The sequence below is a fragment of the Flavobacterium cupriresistens genome, from assembly GCF_020911925.1.
Lineage (GTDB): Bacteria > Bacteroidota > Bacteroidia > Flavobacteriales > Flavobacteriaceae > Flavobacterium > Flavobacterium cupriresistens.
The window spans coordinates 967,709-983,426 of record NZ_CP087134.1 but is presented as its reverse complement, the minus strand read 5'-3'; the positions used below and the strand labels follow the sequence as shown (position 1 = coordinate 983,426).

17 protein-coding genes are annotated in these 15,718 nt (G+C 36.2%); 5 read left to right on the top strand and 12 right to left on the bottom strand.

Going from position 1 to position 15,718, the window contains the following annotated elements; genetic code table 11:
- The first annotated feature begins 19 nt into the window (after positions 1–19).
- Entirely contained in the window at positions 20–466 is a 447-nt protein-coding gene (locus tag LNP23_RS04445; RefSeq protein ID WP_230005135.1) for a GNAT family N-acetyltransferase, read from the top strand.
- 7 nt (positions 467–473) lie between these two features.
- Here LNP23_RS04445 and LNP23_RS04440 read toward each other — a convergent pair whose 3' ends face one another.
- The 4 genes from LNP23_RS04440 to rnpA all read right to left on the bottom strand — a co-directional run bounded on the left by LNP23_RS04440 (position 474) and on the right by rnpA (position 4,233).
- The gene (locus LNP23_RS04440) at positions 474–1,280 is read right to left on the bottom strand and encodes an OmpA family protein (RefSeq protein WP_230004003.1); all 807 of its coding nucleotides are present in this window, start codon (positions 1,278–1,280) and stop codon (positions 474–476) included.
- Positions 1,281–1,283: 3 nt separating this feature from the next.
- On the bottom strand, positions 1,284–2,921 hold the full coding sequence (locus LNP23_RS04435) for a S41 family peptidase (protein WP_230004001.1): 1,638 nt from the start codon (positions 2,919–2,921) through the stop codon (positions 1,284–1,286).
- A 2-nt stretch (positions 2,922–2,923) separates the two neighbouring features.
- Entirely contained in the window at positions 2,924–3,748 is an 825-nt protein-coding gene (locus LNP23_RS04430) for a DUF4349 domain-containing protein (protein ID WP_230003999.1), read from the bottom strand.
- Between the two features lie 80 nt (positions 3,749–3,828).
- Positions 3,829–4,233 carry a ribonuclease P protein component gene (gene rnpA, locus LNP23_RS04425; RefSeq protein WP_230003997.1) on the bottom strand — a complete coding sequence of 135 codons (405 nt, stop codon included), beginning with the start codon at positions 4,231–4,233 and terminating at the stop codon, positions 3,829–3,831.
- Between the two features lie 127 nt (positions 4,234–4,360).
- Here rnpA and LNP23_RS04420 point away from each other — a divergent pair, with 127 nt between their 5' ends.
- The 3 genes from LNP23_RS04420 (at position 4,361) to LNP23_RS04410 (ending at position 7,061) form a co-directional block, all read left to right on the top strand.
- Positions 4,361–5,101 (top strand): lysophospholipid acyltransferase family protein, encoded by a 741-nt coding sequence (locus LNP23_RS04420; protein ID WP_047776871.1) that lies wholly within the window; start codon positions 4,361–4,363, stop codon positions 5,099–5,101.
- Between the two features lie 52 nt (positions 5,102–5,153).
- Positions 5,154–6,146 (top strand): acyl-ACP desaturase, encoded by a 993-nt coding sequence (locus tag LNP23_RS04415; RefSeq protein ID WP_047776872.1) that lies wholly within the window; start codon positions 5,154–5,156, stop codon positions 6,144–6,146.
- A 261-nt stretch (positions 6,147–6,407) separates the two neighbouring features.
- Entirely contained in the window at positions 6,408–7,061 is a 654-nt protein-coding gene (locus LNP23_RS04410; protein WP_230003995.1) for an HD domain-containing protein, read from the top strand.
- A 433-nt stretch (positions 7,062–7,494) separates the two neighbouring features.
- Here LNP23_RS04410 and LNP23_RS04405 read toward each other — a convergent pair whose 3' ends face one another.
- The 5 genes from LNP23_RS04405 to LNP23_RS04385 form a co-directional block, all read right to left on the bottom strand.
- Complete coding sequence (locus LNP23_RS04405; protein WP_230003993.1) at positions 7,495–7,617, bottom strand: FeoB-associated Cys-rich membrane protein; 123 nt, start codon at positions 7,615–7,617, stop codon at positions 7,495–7,497.
- 6 nt (positions 7,618–7,623) lie between these two features.
- Positions 7,624–9,723, bottom strand: coding sequence for a ferrous iron transport protein B (gene feoB, locus LNP23_RS04400; RefSeq protein ID WP_230003991.1), 2,100 nt, complete (start codon positions 9,721–9,723; stop codon positions 7,624–7,626).
- Positions 9,723–9,962: a FeoA family protein gene (locus LNP23_RS04395; protein WP_047776875.1), complete on the bottom strand. Its 240-nt coding sequence runs from the start codon at positions 9,960–9,962 to the stop codon at positions 9,723–9,725. The genes feoB and LNP23_RS04395 overlap by 1 nt, the downstream gene beginning before the upstream one ends.
- Positions 9,963–10,066: 104 nt before the next feature.
- Entirely contained in the window at positions 10,067–10,732 is a 666-nt protein-coding gene (locus LNP23_RS04390) for an SCO family protein (RefSeq protein ID WP_047776876.1), read from the bottom strand.
- Between the two features lie 87 nt (positions 10,733–10,819).
- The gene (locus tag LNP23_RS04385; protein ID WP_230003989.1) at positions 10,820–11,743 is read right to left on the bottom strand and encodes a DMT family transporter; all 924 of its coding nucleotides are present in this window, start codon (positions 11,741–11,743) and stop codon (positions 10,820–10,822) included.
- Positions 11,744–11,944: 201 nt separating this feature from the next.
- Between LNP23_RS04385 and LNP23_RS04380 the strand changes: the two genes are divergently transcribed.
- The gene (locus LNP23_RS04380) at positions 11,945–14,005 is read left to right on the top strand and encodes a M13 family metallopeptidase (RefSeq protein ID WP_230003987.1); all 2,061 of its coding nucleotides are present in this window, start codon (positions 11,945–11,947) and stop codon (positions 14,003–14,005) included.
- Positions 14,006–14,178: 173 nt separating this feature from the next.
- On the opposite strand, the gene LNP23_RS04375 is transcribed toward LNP23_RS04380, so the two are convergent.
- From LNP23_RS04375 to LNP23_RS04365, 3 genes are all read right to left on the bottom strand, one after another.
- Entirely contained in the window at positions 14,179–14,628 is a 450-nt protein-coding gene (locus LNP23_RS04375) for a GyrI-like domain-containing protein (protein WP_230003985.1), read from the bottom strand.
- Positions 14,629–14,792: 164 nt separating this feature from the next.
- Positions 14,793–15,194 carry a c-type cytochrome gene (locus tag LNP23_RS04370; protein ID WP_230003983.1) on the bottom strand — a complete coding sequence of 134 codons (402 nt, stop codon included), beginning with the start codon at positions 15,192–15,194 and terminating at the stop codon, positions 14,793–14,795.
- Positions 15,195–15,206: 12 nt separating this feature from the next.
- Positions 15,207–15,716: a DinB family protein gene (locus LNP23_RS04365; RefSeq protein WP_230003981.1), complete on the bottom strand. Its 510-nt coding sequence runs from the start codon at positions 15,714–15,716 to the stop codon at positions 15,207–15,209.
- Between the last annotated feature and the right edge of the window lie 2 nt (positions 15,717–15,718).

The window sequence follows — 15,718 nt, the reverse complement described above, 5'->3', positions numbered from 1 at the left end:
AGCACAAAAACAGAATCAGATGGAAATAAAATGGAAAATAAAGCCCTTTGAGGCATTAACAGCACATGAGGTATATGATTTGCTCAAACTAAGGAGTGAGATCTTTGTAGTCGAGCAAAACTGCGTTTATTTAGATCCTGACGGTAAAGACAAGCTCGCTTTGCACCTAATTGGTGAGTACGATGGAAAAGTAGTCGCTTATTCGCGATTATTTGATGCCGGAATTAGTTTTGACTATGCGTCAATCGGCAGAGTGGTGGTCGATGCCAATTATAGAGATAAGAAATGGGGACACGATTTAATGCGCGAGGCCATTGCAGGCATAAAAGCTAATTTTGGTACCGATAAAATTACAATCGGAGCGCAGTTGTATCTAAAGAAATTCTACGAAAGTCACGGTTTTGTTCCAACTAGCGAAATGTATCTGGAAGACGATATCCCGCATATTGAAATGCAACGGACTTAAGTTAAAATCAAACTTTGGTAATCACAAACTCCACGCGTCGGTCTAAGTTGTCTCCTTTGCCCAGTGGATATTTATTGCCACAACCTTGATACGTCATGCGACTTTTGGATATTTTTCGATCCATCAAATAGATAAAAACGGTTTTGGCCCGGTTCCAGGAAAGTCTCCTTTCCTTAGTAACTTTGTCAATTCCGTCGCTATAAATTTCAGGCGTGCAACAGACATGTCCTCGAATTTCGAACTCAAGGGTTTTCTTTTGCTCAAGAATTTTGGCGATTTTGTCTAATTCTTTTTTGGAATTATTCGTGAGTTTAGAACTTCCTAAATCAAATAAAATATTGTCTAAATAGATTTTATCGCCTACTTTTAGACGGTTTTTAAACGAAGTATGAATTCCTTTTCCGAACGAGTTCTTCTTTACGGCGATCAAATCGACACGGCGGTTTTGCGAACGGGTTTCGTGCAGGTTTTCTACTGTATCGGGTTTGATGATCACCCGTCCTTTTCCTTCAAGGATGATTATTTTACTTTGATTAAAACCATTTTCTATTAATAATTTCTGAATGGTATTGACGCGATTATTAGACAATCGAAAATTGTATTCATCATTACCGCGATCGTCACAATACCCGTAAATCTGTACCGATTCGATTTTTGAAGTGTCAATGGTTTTTATAAATTTTGTAATAACGTCTGTCTGTTTTTCAGTAAGATCAAATTTGTCAAAATCAAAATATACCGTTTCGACGGGTTTCTTTTGAGCTGACAGGTGGATGAAAATAAAGAAAAGAAACAGTGTTTTACAAAATTTCATTTTTTACATTTTTAAAATCGTTTTATATTCAGTCTGATTGTTTAAAACGTTTACGGCCTTTTTAATTTCTGAATTGTTTTTAATGTAAAATTGATACAAACCTTCCTGATATTGGTACCTTTTGATAAGTTCCTCCTGAATCAGGTTTTTAATTTCTTTCTGGTTTTTATCTAGCAAAGTAGTTTCGCTTTTCTCAAGGGCGTTTAATAATTGTTGGTATTCAGGCGCAATTGTTTCGTCTATTTTTTCGTTTTTGGCTGCAGCCAAAGTGTTTTTCAAAGCCACTTCTGTTTCTGTATCAAAAGTAATTTTGTTGGTTTTTAAATACTGTTTAAAACTGGTGTAATCAGCATCGGTTACAACAGGGATTTTATCACCCAGATTCGGATTTTTATAGTAGTAAGTTGTAGCATAGTCAAAGATACCGTCGTTTTTTAATAAGGCAGTGGTGATCGGACTCATTTTTGCCTCGTCTAATTCAATATCCGGTAAAACGCCACCACCATCATATACGGTTCTGCCTTTTCGGGTTTTAAAAGCAGTAAAGTTTTTGGAGTCCGTTTTTTGTGCCACACCATTTTTGTCTTTATGCGCATAATCCAAAGCCTGTATGCAACGACCGGAAGGGGTGTAATAACGTGAAATAGTCACTTTTAGCTGTGTTCCGTAGGTCAGATCAACAGAACGTTGTACCAGACCTTTTCCAAAACTGCGACTTCCCAGAATTACAGCACGATCTAAATCCTGTAAAGCTCCAGAGACAATTTCTGATGCCGAGGCACTTCTCCCGTTTACCAAGATGGCTAACGGAATCTCGGTATCTACAGGGTCTCTTTGTGTTTTGTAAATATTGTTGTGTTTTTCAATCCTTGATTTTGTAGTCACAATTACCTCATTCTTTGGAACAAACAAATTGCAAATATCGATGGCTTCGTTTAACAAACCTCCCGGATTTCCGCGTAGATCAAGTACAATTTGTTTGGCGCCGTCCGCTTTTAATTTTTCTAAAGCTTCTTTTACTTCAGCGGCTGCTTTTCTGCTAAAATGGGCCAAAACGATATAACCGGTTTTATCATCGATTTTTCCGTAAAAGGGCACCGATTTAATATCGACCTCGTCTAAAACCAATTCTGTTGTAAATGGTTTTCCCTGACGCAGGTATTTTATGGTGATTTTGGTATTTTTTGCTCCTTTTAATAATTGCGAAGCATCATCTTGAAAATCGGCGATTAAGACATCCCCAATCTGGATAATTTCATCTCCCGCTTTTAGTCCGGCTTTGTCGGCAGGATAATTTTTATAAGGTTCACGAACAATCAGACGGTCTTTTTTTCGGGCAATCAGAGCACCAATTCCGGTATACTCACCTGTGTTGTTGATTTTGAAGTTGACAACATCCTGTTCATTAAAATAAACCGTGTACGGATCTAAGCTGCCCAACATGCTTTTAATGGCTTTATCCATCAAATCTCCCGGATTAGTGTCGTCCACATAATTGGTGTTCACCGCTTTGAATAAGGTGGTGAAAATTTCGATTTGCTTGGCTATTTCGAAAAAATCGTCTTTGAAACTGGTTCCGATAAATAAAAACCCGGCCGCAACGACAGGAATGACAAACTTCTTTTTGAAATAAGGATACATGATTATATTTTTTTTCTTTTAAATCTTCTTCTAATGTAATAACCCAACACGCCAAATAATAGTATAAACGGCCAGACACTTATGATCCAGATAAATAAACCGGATAATTCGAAAAAACCGGATTTTATAGCGTTTAGTATTTTTGAACCATAGGAAACCTTAACGCCTTCTCTTTCGGCTGTTGTTTTATAAAACTCAATATAAAAAGTGCTTTCCGAAACACGGTTTTCTAAGTATTTTAATTGCCCTTCTTTTGCTTCAATTTCTTCGCGGATAGCAGAAATCTGTTTTTCTATTTCTAATATCTCACTGATTTTAGTGGCTCTTTGAAGGATCTCGAGATAGCGGCTTTCTAATTTGCGTTTTGTTTTTAATCTGGAATCCAGGTCGATATATTGTGTTGTTACATCATCACTGGAAATCTGCTTGGTATCAAAATAAGAAACTCCTTTTGAAATGGATTGCAGGAAAGCATCAAAATTCTGACTGGGAACACGAACGGTTATGTTTCTGGATGCTGTATTATATCCTTTTTCTTCCGTATCATTCTGTACGTTTCCTTTGTTGTCTTTTATCGCTTTTTGGATTTGTTCAAAAGTACTTTCTAAATCACTCGTTTCAAATCGCAAAGTGGCTTGTCGGATTATTTTTTGTGGAATTTCAGGTGGCGGCGGAACTTCTTTGTCATAACTTGCATCCGATTCCATTTTTTTGGCAGGCAGTTTTATAGCCGAAATCTTAATGTCGTTATTAACTTCATCTTGTTGTTCCTTTCCACAACCCGCTAAAAACAATACAAAAAAGAATACGTAGAAGATATATCGCATAAAATTTCAATTTAGAGCTAAAACTACAATTTTTTTAGAATTTTTTATCTAATTTGATAAATTAAGTTGTCTTTCGAATCTTATAACTCAGTTTTATTTTCAGAATCGTTCGTTTTGTTTAGCTGAATAAGGAATTTTTCAAACAACTGGATTGTTTTGGTATTGATTTCTTCGTACGATAATCGGTCTTTAGTCTGGTAAAAAAGCATAAAAGAATAGTTTCCTTCCAGATTGTCCCAAAGTAAGTGTTTGTTGAGGCGATAGGTTTCCCTTAAAACACGTTTGAAGTAATTGCGGTCGACGGCCTTTTTGAAGTACTTTTTTGAGACCGAAACGCCAACTTTGATTTTTTCTTCAGCTTCCACTTCTCCAACATGATAAACCAAACGCAACGGGTATTTTGAAACTGATTTTCCTTCAGAAAACAGTAAACCAATTGTTGTTTTGCTTTTTAAACGTTCATTTTTGGGATAGGTAAAGTTCATTTAGTTCAGAAAAAATTTGCAAAATTATCAGGCAAAGGTACAATTAAACCAGAAATACGGTTATTGTTTTTAATTTTAATAGCGCTAAAAATTTATTTATTACTTTTGGCCTTTAATTTTTTCAAGCATGCAAAAGATAATTTCGTATCCCATATCCGTAATTTATTATTTATGTTTTGGATTGTGTCTGGTTGTTTTTCACCCAATTCAATGGATCTGCCTAAACGTTTTTGGTTATCAGGCTCATAAAAAAAGCGTTGATTATTTAAACTTCTTCCTTTTAAGATGTACTAATCTTGCGGGAACAACTTATAAAATAGAGAACAGGGAGATAATTCCTACCGGAGTTCCCTTAATATTTGTGTCGAATCACCAAAGTATGTACGATATCGTGGCAATGATTTGGTACTTTAGACGATTTCATTGTAAATTTGTCAGTAAGAAAGAGTTAGGTAGTGGAATTCCAAGTGTCTCATTCAATTTACGACATGGAGGATCTGTGCTAATTGACCGTAAAGACCCTAAACAGGCGATCCCGGTAATCAAGGGTCTGTCTGAGTATATTGAAAAAAACACGAGATCTGCCGTTATTTTCCCCGAAGGCACAAGAAGCAAAACCGGAAAACCGAAAGAATTTGCCCAAAGTGGATTAAAAATCTTATGTAAATATGCACCATCAGCCTATGTGGTACCGATAAGTATCAACAATTCATGGAAAATGGTACGTTTTGGTTTTTTTCCTGTTGGTTTAGGAAATCACCTTACCTTTACAGCTCATAAAGCGATGGCGGTAAAGGATTATGATTTTGCCGAGTTAATGGCGCTTACAGAAAAGGCAGTTGTAGAAGGAGTAAATGAATATAAATAGATTTTTGCTTGTAGTGTATGCTAAAGCTTAAATCCCAAATCTAAAATAAGTAATGTCTATAAAAAACATTAGATTAGAAGTAATGCAGTTTTTGGAAAAAAACGTGGACAGCTTCGTTGAGCAGTATTTAATTCCAGTGGAAAAAATTTGGCAACCGTCTGATTTTTTGCCTAATTCTGAAGGAGATAACTTCTTTGAAGAGGTAAGAGAGTTGCGCGAGATTGCTAAAGAATTGCCATATGATTTCTGGGTAACACTTGTTGGTGATACGATCACAGAAGAAGCTTTACCAACTTACGAATCCTGGTTGATGGATGTAGAAGGAATAAATCAGGTAGAAAATGGTGGAAATGGTTGGTCAAAATGGATCCGTCAATGGACGGGTGAAGAAAACCGCCACGGAGATTTATTGAATAAATACTTGTATTTGTCAGGACGTGTGAACATGCGTGAAATCGAAATGACCACACAGCATTTAATCAACGACGGTTTTGATATCGGAACGGGATCTGATCCGTATAAAAACTTTGTATACACTAGTTTCCAGGAATTAGCAACTTATGTTTCGCACAATAGAGTTGCTCAAATGGCGAAGAAGTTTGGTGACAATAAGTTGTCTAAAATGTGTAAAATGATTGCTGGTGACGAAATGCGTCATCATCATGCGTACAGCGAATTTGTAACTAGAATTTTCCAGGTTGATCCAAGCGAAATGATGTTGGCGTTTCAATATATGATGAAACAAAAAATCGTTATGCCGGCACATTTCCTAAGAGAATCAGGTCAAAAGATTAGTTCTGCTTTTGAGCAATTTTCAGATTCAGCACAACGTATCGGTGTTTACACAGCAAACGATTATGTAGATATCATGCAAAAACTAATCGATAAATGGGAAATTGATAAGATTTCTAATTTAACAGATGAAGCCGAAAAAGCACGTGATTATTTAATGAAATTACCGGCTCGTATGGCAAGAATCTCGGAGAGATTGGTTATTCCACAGGAGTCGCATATTTTCAAATGGGTAGAACCGGCTAGATTGTAAATCTTAGACTTAAGATTTTAGATTTTAGATTTTTTGGCGAGGCTTGAATTTCTGATTTTGATTGATTTTTGATATTGCAATTAAGTTGCATTTAATAAAAATAATAAATTAATGTTGATTGTTGAAGCTAACAAGTCTTTGATAATCAACATTTTTTATAAGGTTAATTTCAGTTTAGATTTAAATGAAAATGAGGGAGCTCAAGTAAATCTTTGTACCGATACTAAACATAAATAGAATTCGTTTAACAGTAAAAAAGTTATGAATATTACAGACCTAATAAACAAAACGATAGTTTTTGTAAAAGAAAAATTGAACGATGCTGAAGGCGGACACGATTGGTTTCATATTGAGCGTGTGTATAAAAATGCGCTTTTAATTGCTAAAAACACAACTTGTGATCTTACAGTAGTTCAATTAGGAGCTTTGCTTCATGATATTGCCGACAGTAAATTTCATAACGGAGATGAAACGATTGGACCAAAGACTGCTCGTTTGTTTCTGGAATCAGAAAATGTTTCCGAAGAACTTATTGTACACGTTATAAAAATCATTGAAAACATCTCATACAAAGGCGGTAACTTCGAAAAGAAGTTTTCTTCTATAGAGTTAGATATTGTCCAGGATGCGGATCGTTTAGATGCCATTGGAGCCATTGGAGTGGCTAGAGCTTTTAACTATGGAGGCTTTAAAAACAGAGCATTGTATAATCCCGAAATTGCTCCGGTTACAAACATGACCAAAGAGGAGTACAAGAATAACAATGCGCCTACAATAAATCATTTCTACGAAAAGCTTTTACTCCTAAAAGACAAAATGAATACCGAAACCGGAAAACAAATCGCTGCCGAAAGACATCATTTTATGGAGTTGTTCCTGTCGCAGTTCTATGCTGAGTGGGAGGGTGTTAAGTAGTTTTTTTTAGTTTTCAGTCTCAGTCTCAGTCTCAGTTTTCAGTCTCAGTTTTCAGTTTTGGTTTCGATGACCGTCTTTTTGTCTTCCTGAGCGAAAGTGGACTGTGCGGAAAAATTTTGCGAACCGTGTCTTTACTTTGTAATTAAAAAATTAACCAAGGCTCGAAAAGATTTTCTTTTGCAGGCAGATTTCCTTCGCCAGTTCGCTATCACTCGGATAGCAGATTGCACAGATTTTTTATAAGAGGTAAATAAGATCAGCCTAATCTGCTAAATCTGCGTGCAGAAAAATAGGGTATAAAAGTAAAAAGGAATCGTAATGTTATGCTCAAACTTTCCGTTGCTTGCAGTTAAATCTCAAGGGAAATATAGTTGCTAAGTTTAAAATCTCAGAATCTTAGCAACTCAGAACCTCAGAGCCTTTAGAAAAAAAATCACCCACACCCGCAATTGTCATCACCACAATCTTTTTTCTTCTTAGATTTCCAGAAGAATTTTTTGATCAGAAAGGCAACGGCGAATCCTAATATGGCGAAGGCAATAATTTCTTGTACCATGGCTTTTTATTTTAAAATTTGGAAGGCAATTAATGCAGCAAAATAAGCCAAAGCACTCATAAGGAATAGCTGCATAGCAGGCCATTTCCACGAATTGGTTTCTTTTTTTGTGATGGCAAGTGTACTGGCACATTGCATCGCAAAGGCATAGAATAACAAGAGTGAAATTCCCGAAGCAAAATTAAAGATCTTTTCACCGGTTTGCGGATTAACTTCCTGTTGCATCTTACTTTTTATAGTGTCTTCGTTTTCACTGTCACCCACACTGTATATCGTTGCTAAAGTCCCCACAAAAACTTCACGGGCTGCAAATGAGCTGATTAGTGCGATTCCAATTTTCCAATCGTAACCCAATGGTGCAATTGCCGGTTCGATGGCTCTTCCCATCAATCCGATATACGAATTCTCTAGTTTTTGAGAGTTTACTTCGTTTTGAAATTCAACCTCATTCAAATGCTTTTCAGCAGTTCTTTCTTTTACGATGGCTTCCGCGTCGTTAAAATTCTTTCCTGGCCCGTAAGATGCCAAAAACCACAAAATAACCGATATGGCCAAAATGATTTTACCTGCACCTACAACAAACGCTTTGGTTTTTTCAACAACATTGATGGCAACATTCTTAAAAAGGGGTAGTTTATAACTTGGCATTTCGACAACGAAATACGTTTTAGTATTTAATTTTAGAACTTTATTTAAAATATAGGCTGAAATAATCGCACCTGCAAATCCTAAAACATACAGAAGCATCAGCGTTAAACCTTGAAGATTCAGGATTCCGAACACTCGTTTACTTGGTATTACTAAAGAGATAATAATCGCATAAACCGGTAATCTTGCGGAACAGGTTGTAAATGGTGTTACTAAAATGGTAATGAGACGTTCTTTCCAGTTTTCAATATTACGGGTTGCCATGATCGCCGGAATAGCACAAGCCGTTCCCGATATTAAAGGCACCACACTTTTTCCTGAAAGCCCAAATCTGCGCATGATTTTATCCATCAAAAAGACGACGCGACTCATATAACCGCTTTCTTCTAAAATCGAAATGAATAAAAACAGAAAGGCAATTTGAGGAATGAAAATGATCACTCCACCTATTCCCGGAATTATTCCTTCAGAGAGTAAGTCTGTTAGGATTCCACTTGGTAATGTTTCGGCTGTCCAGGCACTTAATGCCGCAAAACTACCGTCAATAAAGTCCATTGGAATAGTAGACCATGAAAAAATCGATTGGAAAATAAGAAACAAAATTCCAAGAAAAATAGCATATCCCCATACTTTGTGGGTCAATACACGATCTAATTTGGCTCTGATGTCTTTTGCCATTGAGGCATCGACTTTCAATCCTTCTTTTAAAACATTATTTATAAATTGATAACGTTTTATGGTTTCCTGCTGTTGCAGGCGTTTTAATTCAGAATGTGATTTTGTAAATGTATTACGAATTTCATGTCGATCTAAATTCGAAAAGTTTACATCTTGGGTAATAACCAGCCACAATTTATATAACAATTGATTCGGGAATGCCTGTTGTAAGCTTTCAAAATAAGCTTTATCCATAACCGATGCATTCAGGCAAGGTTCTGTTGGAAGTGTTTTGTACGAAACAATTAATTCTTTTAACGCATCAATTCCGTGCCCTTTGCGCGAACTAACCAAAGCAATTTTAGTCTTAAGTTGCGCTTCAAGTAGCGGAATGTCAAGGGTAATTCCTTTTGTTTCCATGCGATCGGCCATGTTGATGACTAATATCGTTGGAATTTCAAGGTCTTTTATTTGGGTATAAATAAGAAGATTTCGTTTTAAATTCTCTACATCCGTAATAACAATGGCAACATCGGGATATAATTTGTCGTTTTTGTTAAGCAAAAGCTCAATCACGACACTTTCATCCATAGAACTTGCGTTCAGACTATACGTTCCCGGAAGGTCCAGTATGTTTGCTTTGATGTTTTGAGGGAGTTTACAGAAACCCATTTTTTTCTCAACGGTAATCCCCGGATAGTTCCCAACGTGTTGGTTTAGTCCGGTAAGTTGATTGAATACTGAAGTTTTTCCTGTATTTGGATTCCCAATAAGGGCAACATTGATATTTTGAACACTCATTACAAATTGGTTTTGATAAGTTCAACTTCAATTTCACGAGCAGTTTCTATGCGAATAGCCACATGAGAACCATTAATGTCCAAGTACAAAGGATCTCCAAAAGGGGCAATCTGAAGTAATTCTACTATGCTGCCCGGCAAGCAACCCATTTCTAATAATTTGAGAGGAATAACATCGATATCAAAATCTTTGATAATGGCTTTCTCGCCTTTTTTCAGAGTGTGGATAGTATTTTGCAAGCTTATTTAGATTGAATTTAGATTGCAAAAATAGGCAATTATTCTGTATTTAATGGCGTTTAATGCTTACACAAATGCTAAATGTTTCTAAAAATTGAGAGATTTTACTCTTCGCAAAGGAAATTGATGTCTTCTATCAGACGTTTTACGTCTTCTTTATTCGTTCCGTCGTAGAAACCTCTAACGCGACGTTTTTGATCTACCAAAACAAAATTCTCGGTATGCACCATATCGTATAGTTGATCGGGTCTGCCCAATTTTACTGCCAGATAAGATTTTCTGGCCATGGTGTAAATCTCTTTTTTGTCTCCGGTAACCAAATTCCATTTGCTGTCTACTACACCATGTTTTATGGCGTACGCTTTTAGAACAGGAATGCTGTCTACTTCAGGAAATACAGTATGGGACAATAACATTACTTTTGGGTTATTCAGAACGGCCTTTTGAACATCGGCCAGATTGGTTGTCATTTTAGGACAGATAGAACCACAAGTTGTAAAGAAAAAATCGGCTACATATACTTTGCCTTCATAGTTTTTCTGCGTGATAGTATCTCCGTTTTGGTTTACAAAAGAGAAATCGGCAATGGTGTGGTACTTACTTTTGTATTGAACCGTACTGTCTACCATTTCCGGATTTACATCGGCGGGATTGTAAATCGGTAATGTTTTTTGCGGTTTTAAAGCAGAATAAAACAAAGAAAGAGTTATAACAGAAAATACAGTTAATACGATAAAGAATTTGCGGTATTTGTAAAGTAAGGATTTCATAAACTTGATTTGGCGCAAAAATACAAAAAGCAGTTTTTAAAACCCTTATTCCTTGTTTTTTTAACTTTGGTGATGTACTATTTTATATTATTTTTTTAATTTTCGAATCGATTTGTTTACGAGATACAATCCAATCAATGTTACGATCACTCCAATTGTAATGGCCTGTGTAAGCATTTCCCCAAAAATAAAGGAGCCTAATAAAATAGCTACAACCGGATTGATATACGCATAAATGCTGCTAACTTCAGTTGGAAGATGTTGCAAAGAATATATAAAAGCAATAAAAGTTAATACAGAACCAATGATTACCAAATAGGCAATCGCCCACCAGGAAGTTGTTGGTATTTGACTGTAAGGGATATTAATTCCGGAAAGCTCTGTTACACTCAAAAGGATAAAACTTGAAATCAGCATTTGTAATCCCAAACTAAAATACGGATTAAAACTGGCTGCTTTTTTCTTGGTATGTAAAATCCCGAAAGCCCACGTAATGGTCGATGCAACAGACAGGAAGATTCCAAATTGAAAATCCGGTCGTAAAAAATCACCCAAATGATCCATAAAAATAATACAGATTCCTCCAAAACAAATTAAAAGTCCGGTTACGGCCAGTTTGGCTATTCGCTCCCCTTTAAAGAAACAAATAACAACAATCCAGATTGGGAAGATCGCACCAATGATGGCACCAAGTCCGCTGCTTATGTATTTTACTCCCCAGGTGCTTAAACCGTTACTGCAAACAAAATTTAAGATGGCTAGGATCAAAATCGTTGTCCATTGTTTGCCTTTGGGCCAAAGTTCTTTTTTATATAAGAAATAACCAACATAGAGTATGCCTCCTAAAAACTGACGAATGGTTGCCAGTTGTAAAGCAGGCATATGTTTTACACCTTCTTTTGAGGCCAGCCAAGTAGTTCCCCAAAAGAAACTTACCCAACATAAGGCGAGAATTGGTAGTCCGATAGCTTCAACTCTACCGGATAATGCGGCTTGTATTCTTGCTTTCACTTTTGTTTGAATTGGTTTGGCAAATATTCCAAAAACAATTTCAAATAGAAGGTAAAAAGGGAATATATATTCATGAAATTTTTAGCTTATTGTGATGAAATATTTGCATTAAAAAAGCTGTGGCAGATTATTGTTCAATTTTAACATAAAGTTTGAAATAATAACAATATGTTTGTGTTAAACCTTAAATAATAAATTATAATGATTAAACAGCTAAACAAGCCTATGTTTTGTGTTGTTTCTGCAATGTTTACATTTTTAGCTGCGCAGGCTCAGGATGCAAAACCAAAGGAACCGGGTATCAATGTTTCGTACATGAATACCAAAATTAGTCCAAGTGAAGATTTTTTTCGCTACGTAAACGGAAGTTGGTTAGACAAAACGGAAATTCCTAGTGACAGAAATTCATGGGGAAGTTTTAATGAATTGAGACAAAGAACGGATGATAATTCGCTTGCTATATTAAAAGAAGCTTCGAAAGATCCAAAGTACAAATCAAACACAGATCAAGGTAAGGCAATTGCTTTATACAATACTATTTTAGATACTGTTGGAAGAAACAAACAAGGTATAAAACCGATTGAGCCTATTTTAAAGAAAATTGATGCTATTAAAAACGTAGCGGATTTACAAAATTTCCTTATCGAAATGGAACCTCAGGGTGGTGTTGGTTTTTTTGGAGTTGGAGTTAGTGCTGATGCGAAAAACAGTAATGTGAATTCGGTGAGTATGGGACCAGGACGTTTAGGTTTATCGGATAAAGATTATTACAATGCTGATGATAAAGATTCTAAAGAAAAACGCGCTAAATACGAACTTCACATTGCCAGAATGATGCAGTTTATTGGCGAGTCTCCTGCAAAAGCAAAACAAAGTGCAGCTCAGATTTTAGCTTTAGAAACCGCTATGTCTGCACCAAGATTAGATCGTGTAGAACGCAGAGACCGTAGAAAACAATACAACCCAACTGCTGTTGCGGATTTAAAAAAGACAGTTCCTTCTATTCAATGGGATAAATATTTTGCCGGAATCGGAATGGCAAAAGTTGATACTGTTATTGTAACTCAACCCCGTTACATGGCCGATCTGGAAAAGATTTTTACAGCAAAAAAAGTAGAAGAGTGGAAAGAATACCTAAAATGGTCTGTTCTTAACGGATCAGCTTCTTTGTTATCGACTGATATCGAAAATGCTAATTTTGATTTCTACGGAAAAACATTAACCGGAACGTTAAAACAACGTCCACGTGAAGAAAGAGCTTTGCAGGTAGTTAATAATACTGTTGGAGAAGCGTTAGGGAAATTATATGTTGAAAAATTATTTCCTGCTGAAGCAAAAGTGAAAGCGCAGAAAATGATTCAAAATGTGATTTTGGCATACGAAAACAGAATCAATGCTTTGGCATGGATGTCGGCTGAGACAAAAGTAAAAGCAATTGAAAAGTTGAAGAAACTTACCGTTAAAATTGGTTATCCGGACAAATGGAAAGATTATTCTGCTTTGACAATTAAAAATGTTGCTGAAGGAGGAACGTATTTCTCTAACATGCAAACGTTCTCTAAATGGGATTTCAAAGAAGATTTAGCTAAATTGGGCAAACCGGTTGACAAAACAGAATGGGGAATGTCTCCACAAACGGTAAATGCTTATTTTAATCCTTCTTATAACGAAATTGTTTTCCCTGCAGCTATTCTGCAACCTCCATTTTACAACTACCAAGCTGATGAAGCAGTAAATTATGGTGGAATCGGAGCGGTAATTGGTCACGAAATTTCACACGGTTTTGATGATTCAGGTGCTCGTTACAACGCTGACGGAAATTTAGTTGACTGGTGGACTGCTGATGACTTGAAACAATTTACAGCACTTGGTGGGGCACTTGCAGCACAATACAGTGCTTTAGAGCCGTTACCTGGAATTCACGTAGATGGTAAATTTACTTTAGGGGAAAATATTGGTGATTTAGGTGGAATAAACGCTGCTTACGATGGACTACAATTGTATTTAAAAGCAAACGGAAATCCTGGTTTAATTGATGGATTTACACCGGAGCAACGTTTCTTTATTTCTTGGGCTACTGTTTGGAGAACAAAATCAAGAGACGAAGCAATCAAAAGTCAGGTGAAAACAGATCCGCACTCTCCTGGAATGTACAGAGCGTATGTGCCAATTCAGAATGTAGATGCTTTTTATGATGCTTTCGGAATCAAGAAAGGGGATAAAATGTATGTTGACCCGGACAAACGAGTTAAAATCTGGTAATCAGAAACTATAAAATAAGCAAACCGTCTCCCTAACAAGAGACGGTTTTTTTGTGCGGTAGTGTTTTGTTTGTGGAAGGGTTTCACGCAGATTTAACAGATTGAGGGGATTTTTTCTCTATTAAAAGATCAGCTTAATCTGCGTAAGAGAAAATATACTACCGGGTTTCTTTATTACTGGATAGCGATATAAATAGGAACTTCTGCATCCTCGCGATTTTGGGCTTTCTCCCCATAAACTTCAAAATCGGTGGTAAAAGTGCGGTTCAGATTGGAGTCCCAGATTTTCATCCATTCGTTATAGACGGCTCCTTCTGCTAAATTTCCTTTTGCGGTGAACGTTTGATATTGAATTCCTTCGATTGTTTTTGCGATCATTCCTTCAGGAATAACCTCTAAATTGTTTACCACGCAACCTATAATGGTGGTATAAGGTTTGGTGTGGTCTTTTTCATAATCGGTGTACATACAGATGATGTCCTGCGATATCTTGTTTGGAATTTTTTCACCGACAGCCTCAGAGAAAAATTTGTTCCAAAGTGCCGGAATGTCCTTACCGGATTGACCGTTTTCATTAGTCGTTCGCATGGAAATACCAATTACATTGAATTTTTGAGTGTACATGTTTTTTAATTTTTAGTTTAATATGATACAAAACTAAAATAGTGCTGTGACAACCGTATGTCAAGGGTTCGTTTTTTGTTGCGGTTTAAGGAATAGTTTTGAAAGAACAGTATAAAAAAACGGCGCTGAATTAGCGCCGTTTTACTTTTTTATGTATTTCTGAATTACTTTAGTTTACTGTAAATATACGTTTCTATTGCTTTCAGTTCTTCATCAGACATGGCCTGAGTTACCGGAAAATTAGTTTTCATAACGGTAAACTGACTAGGATCTACGATTGGTTCCGCATTTCCTTTCAAGAAAGTAACAATGTCCCCATTTTTGTCTTTGTAGATTTTTGCAATTTCCTTAATACTTGGACCAATCACTTTTTGATCTACCTGATGACAGGAAGTACAGTTTCCTCTTCCTTCAAAAATTTGTTGTCCTAAAGCTTCCGGAGTTGCTGCTTTTGCCGTTTCTCCTTCTGAATACGCTTCTGTTGTTTCCGGAACAGGGTTTTCTGCAGTTTCTTTTTTACAGGAAGCCAAAGCTAAAACGGCAGATAGAAATAGTATTTTTTTCATGATTAATTAATTTTACCAACCAACATATTTAGGGGGTTCGATTTGATTTAAATTTAAATAGACAATTAGTTGTCCGCGATGATGTGTGACATGATCCTGCATTAAATTTAGAATTTGGAGCCTTGTTTTCGGCCCGGCAAAAAAATCTACTTTCTCATTTAAATTTGGATTTTTGTCCTCTTTTATGGTGTTTTTTGCTTTATCAAAAGCGCTTTCAATTTCTTTTAAAATAGCTTCTTTTGATGTGATTTTTGAACGATCTTTCTTTTGGTATTTAGCTGTCGAAAAATAAGTAGTACTCAACCAATCCATATTTTCTAAAATATGAAATACTTGCTCTTTAAAACTCATTTCTCTTGCAGTAGCCTTAAAATCATATTGACTCTCAGGCATTGCTTTCGCGATGTCATAAAGATAGGTTTTAGAATTGTCCCACTTTTCTATAAAGGTTGTTGTGATTTCTTGTTGAGCAGAAACAACGGCCGATATAAACAGTACTAGAATACAGATCGTTTTTTTCATCT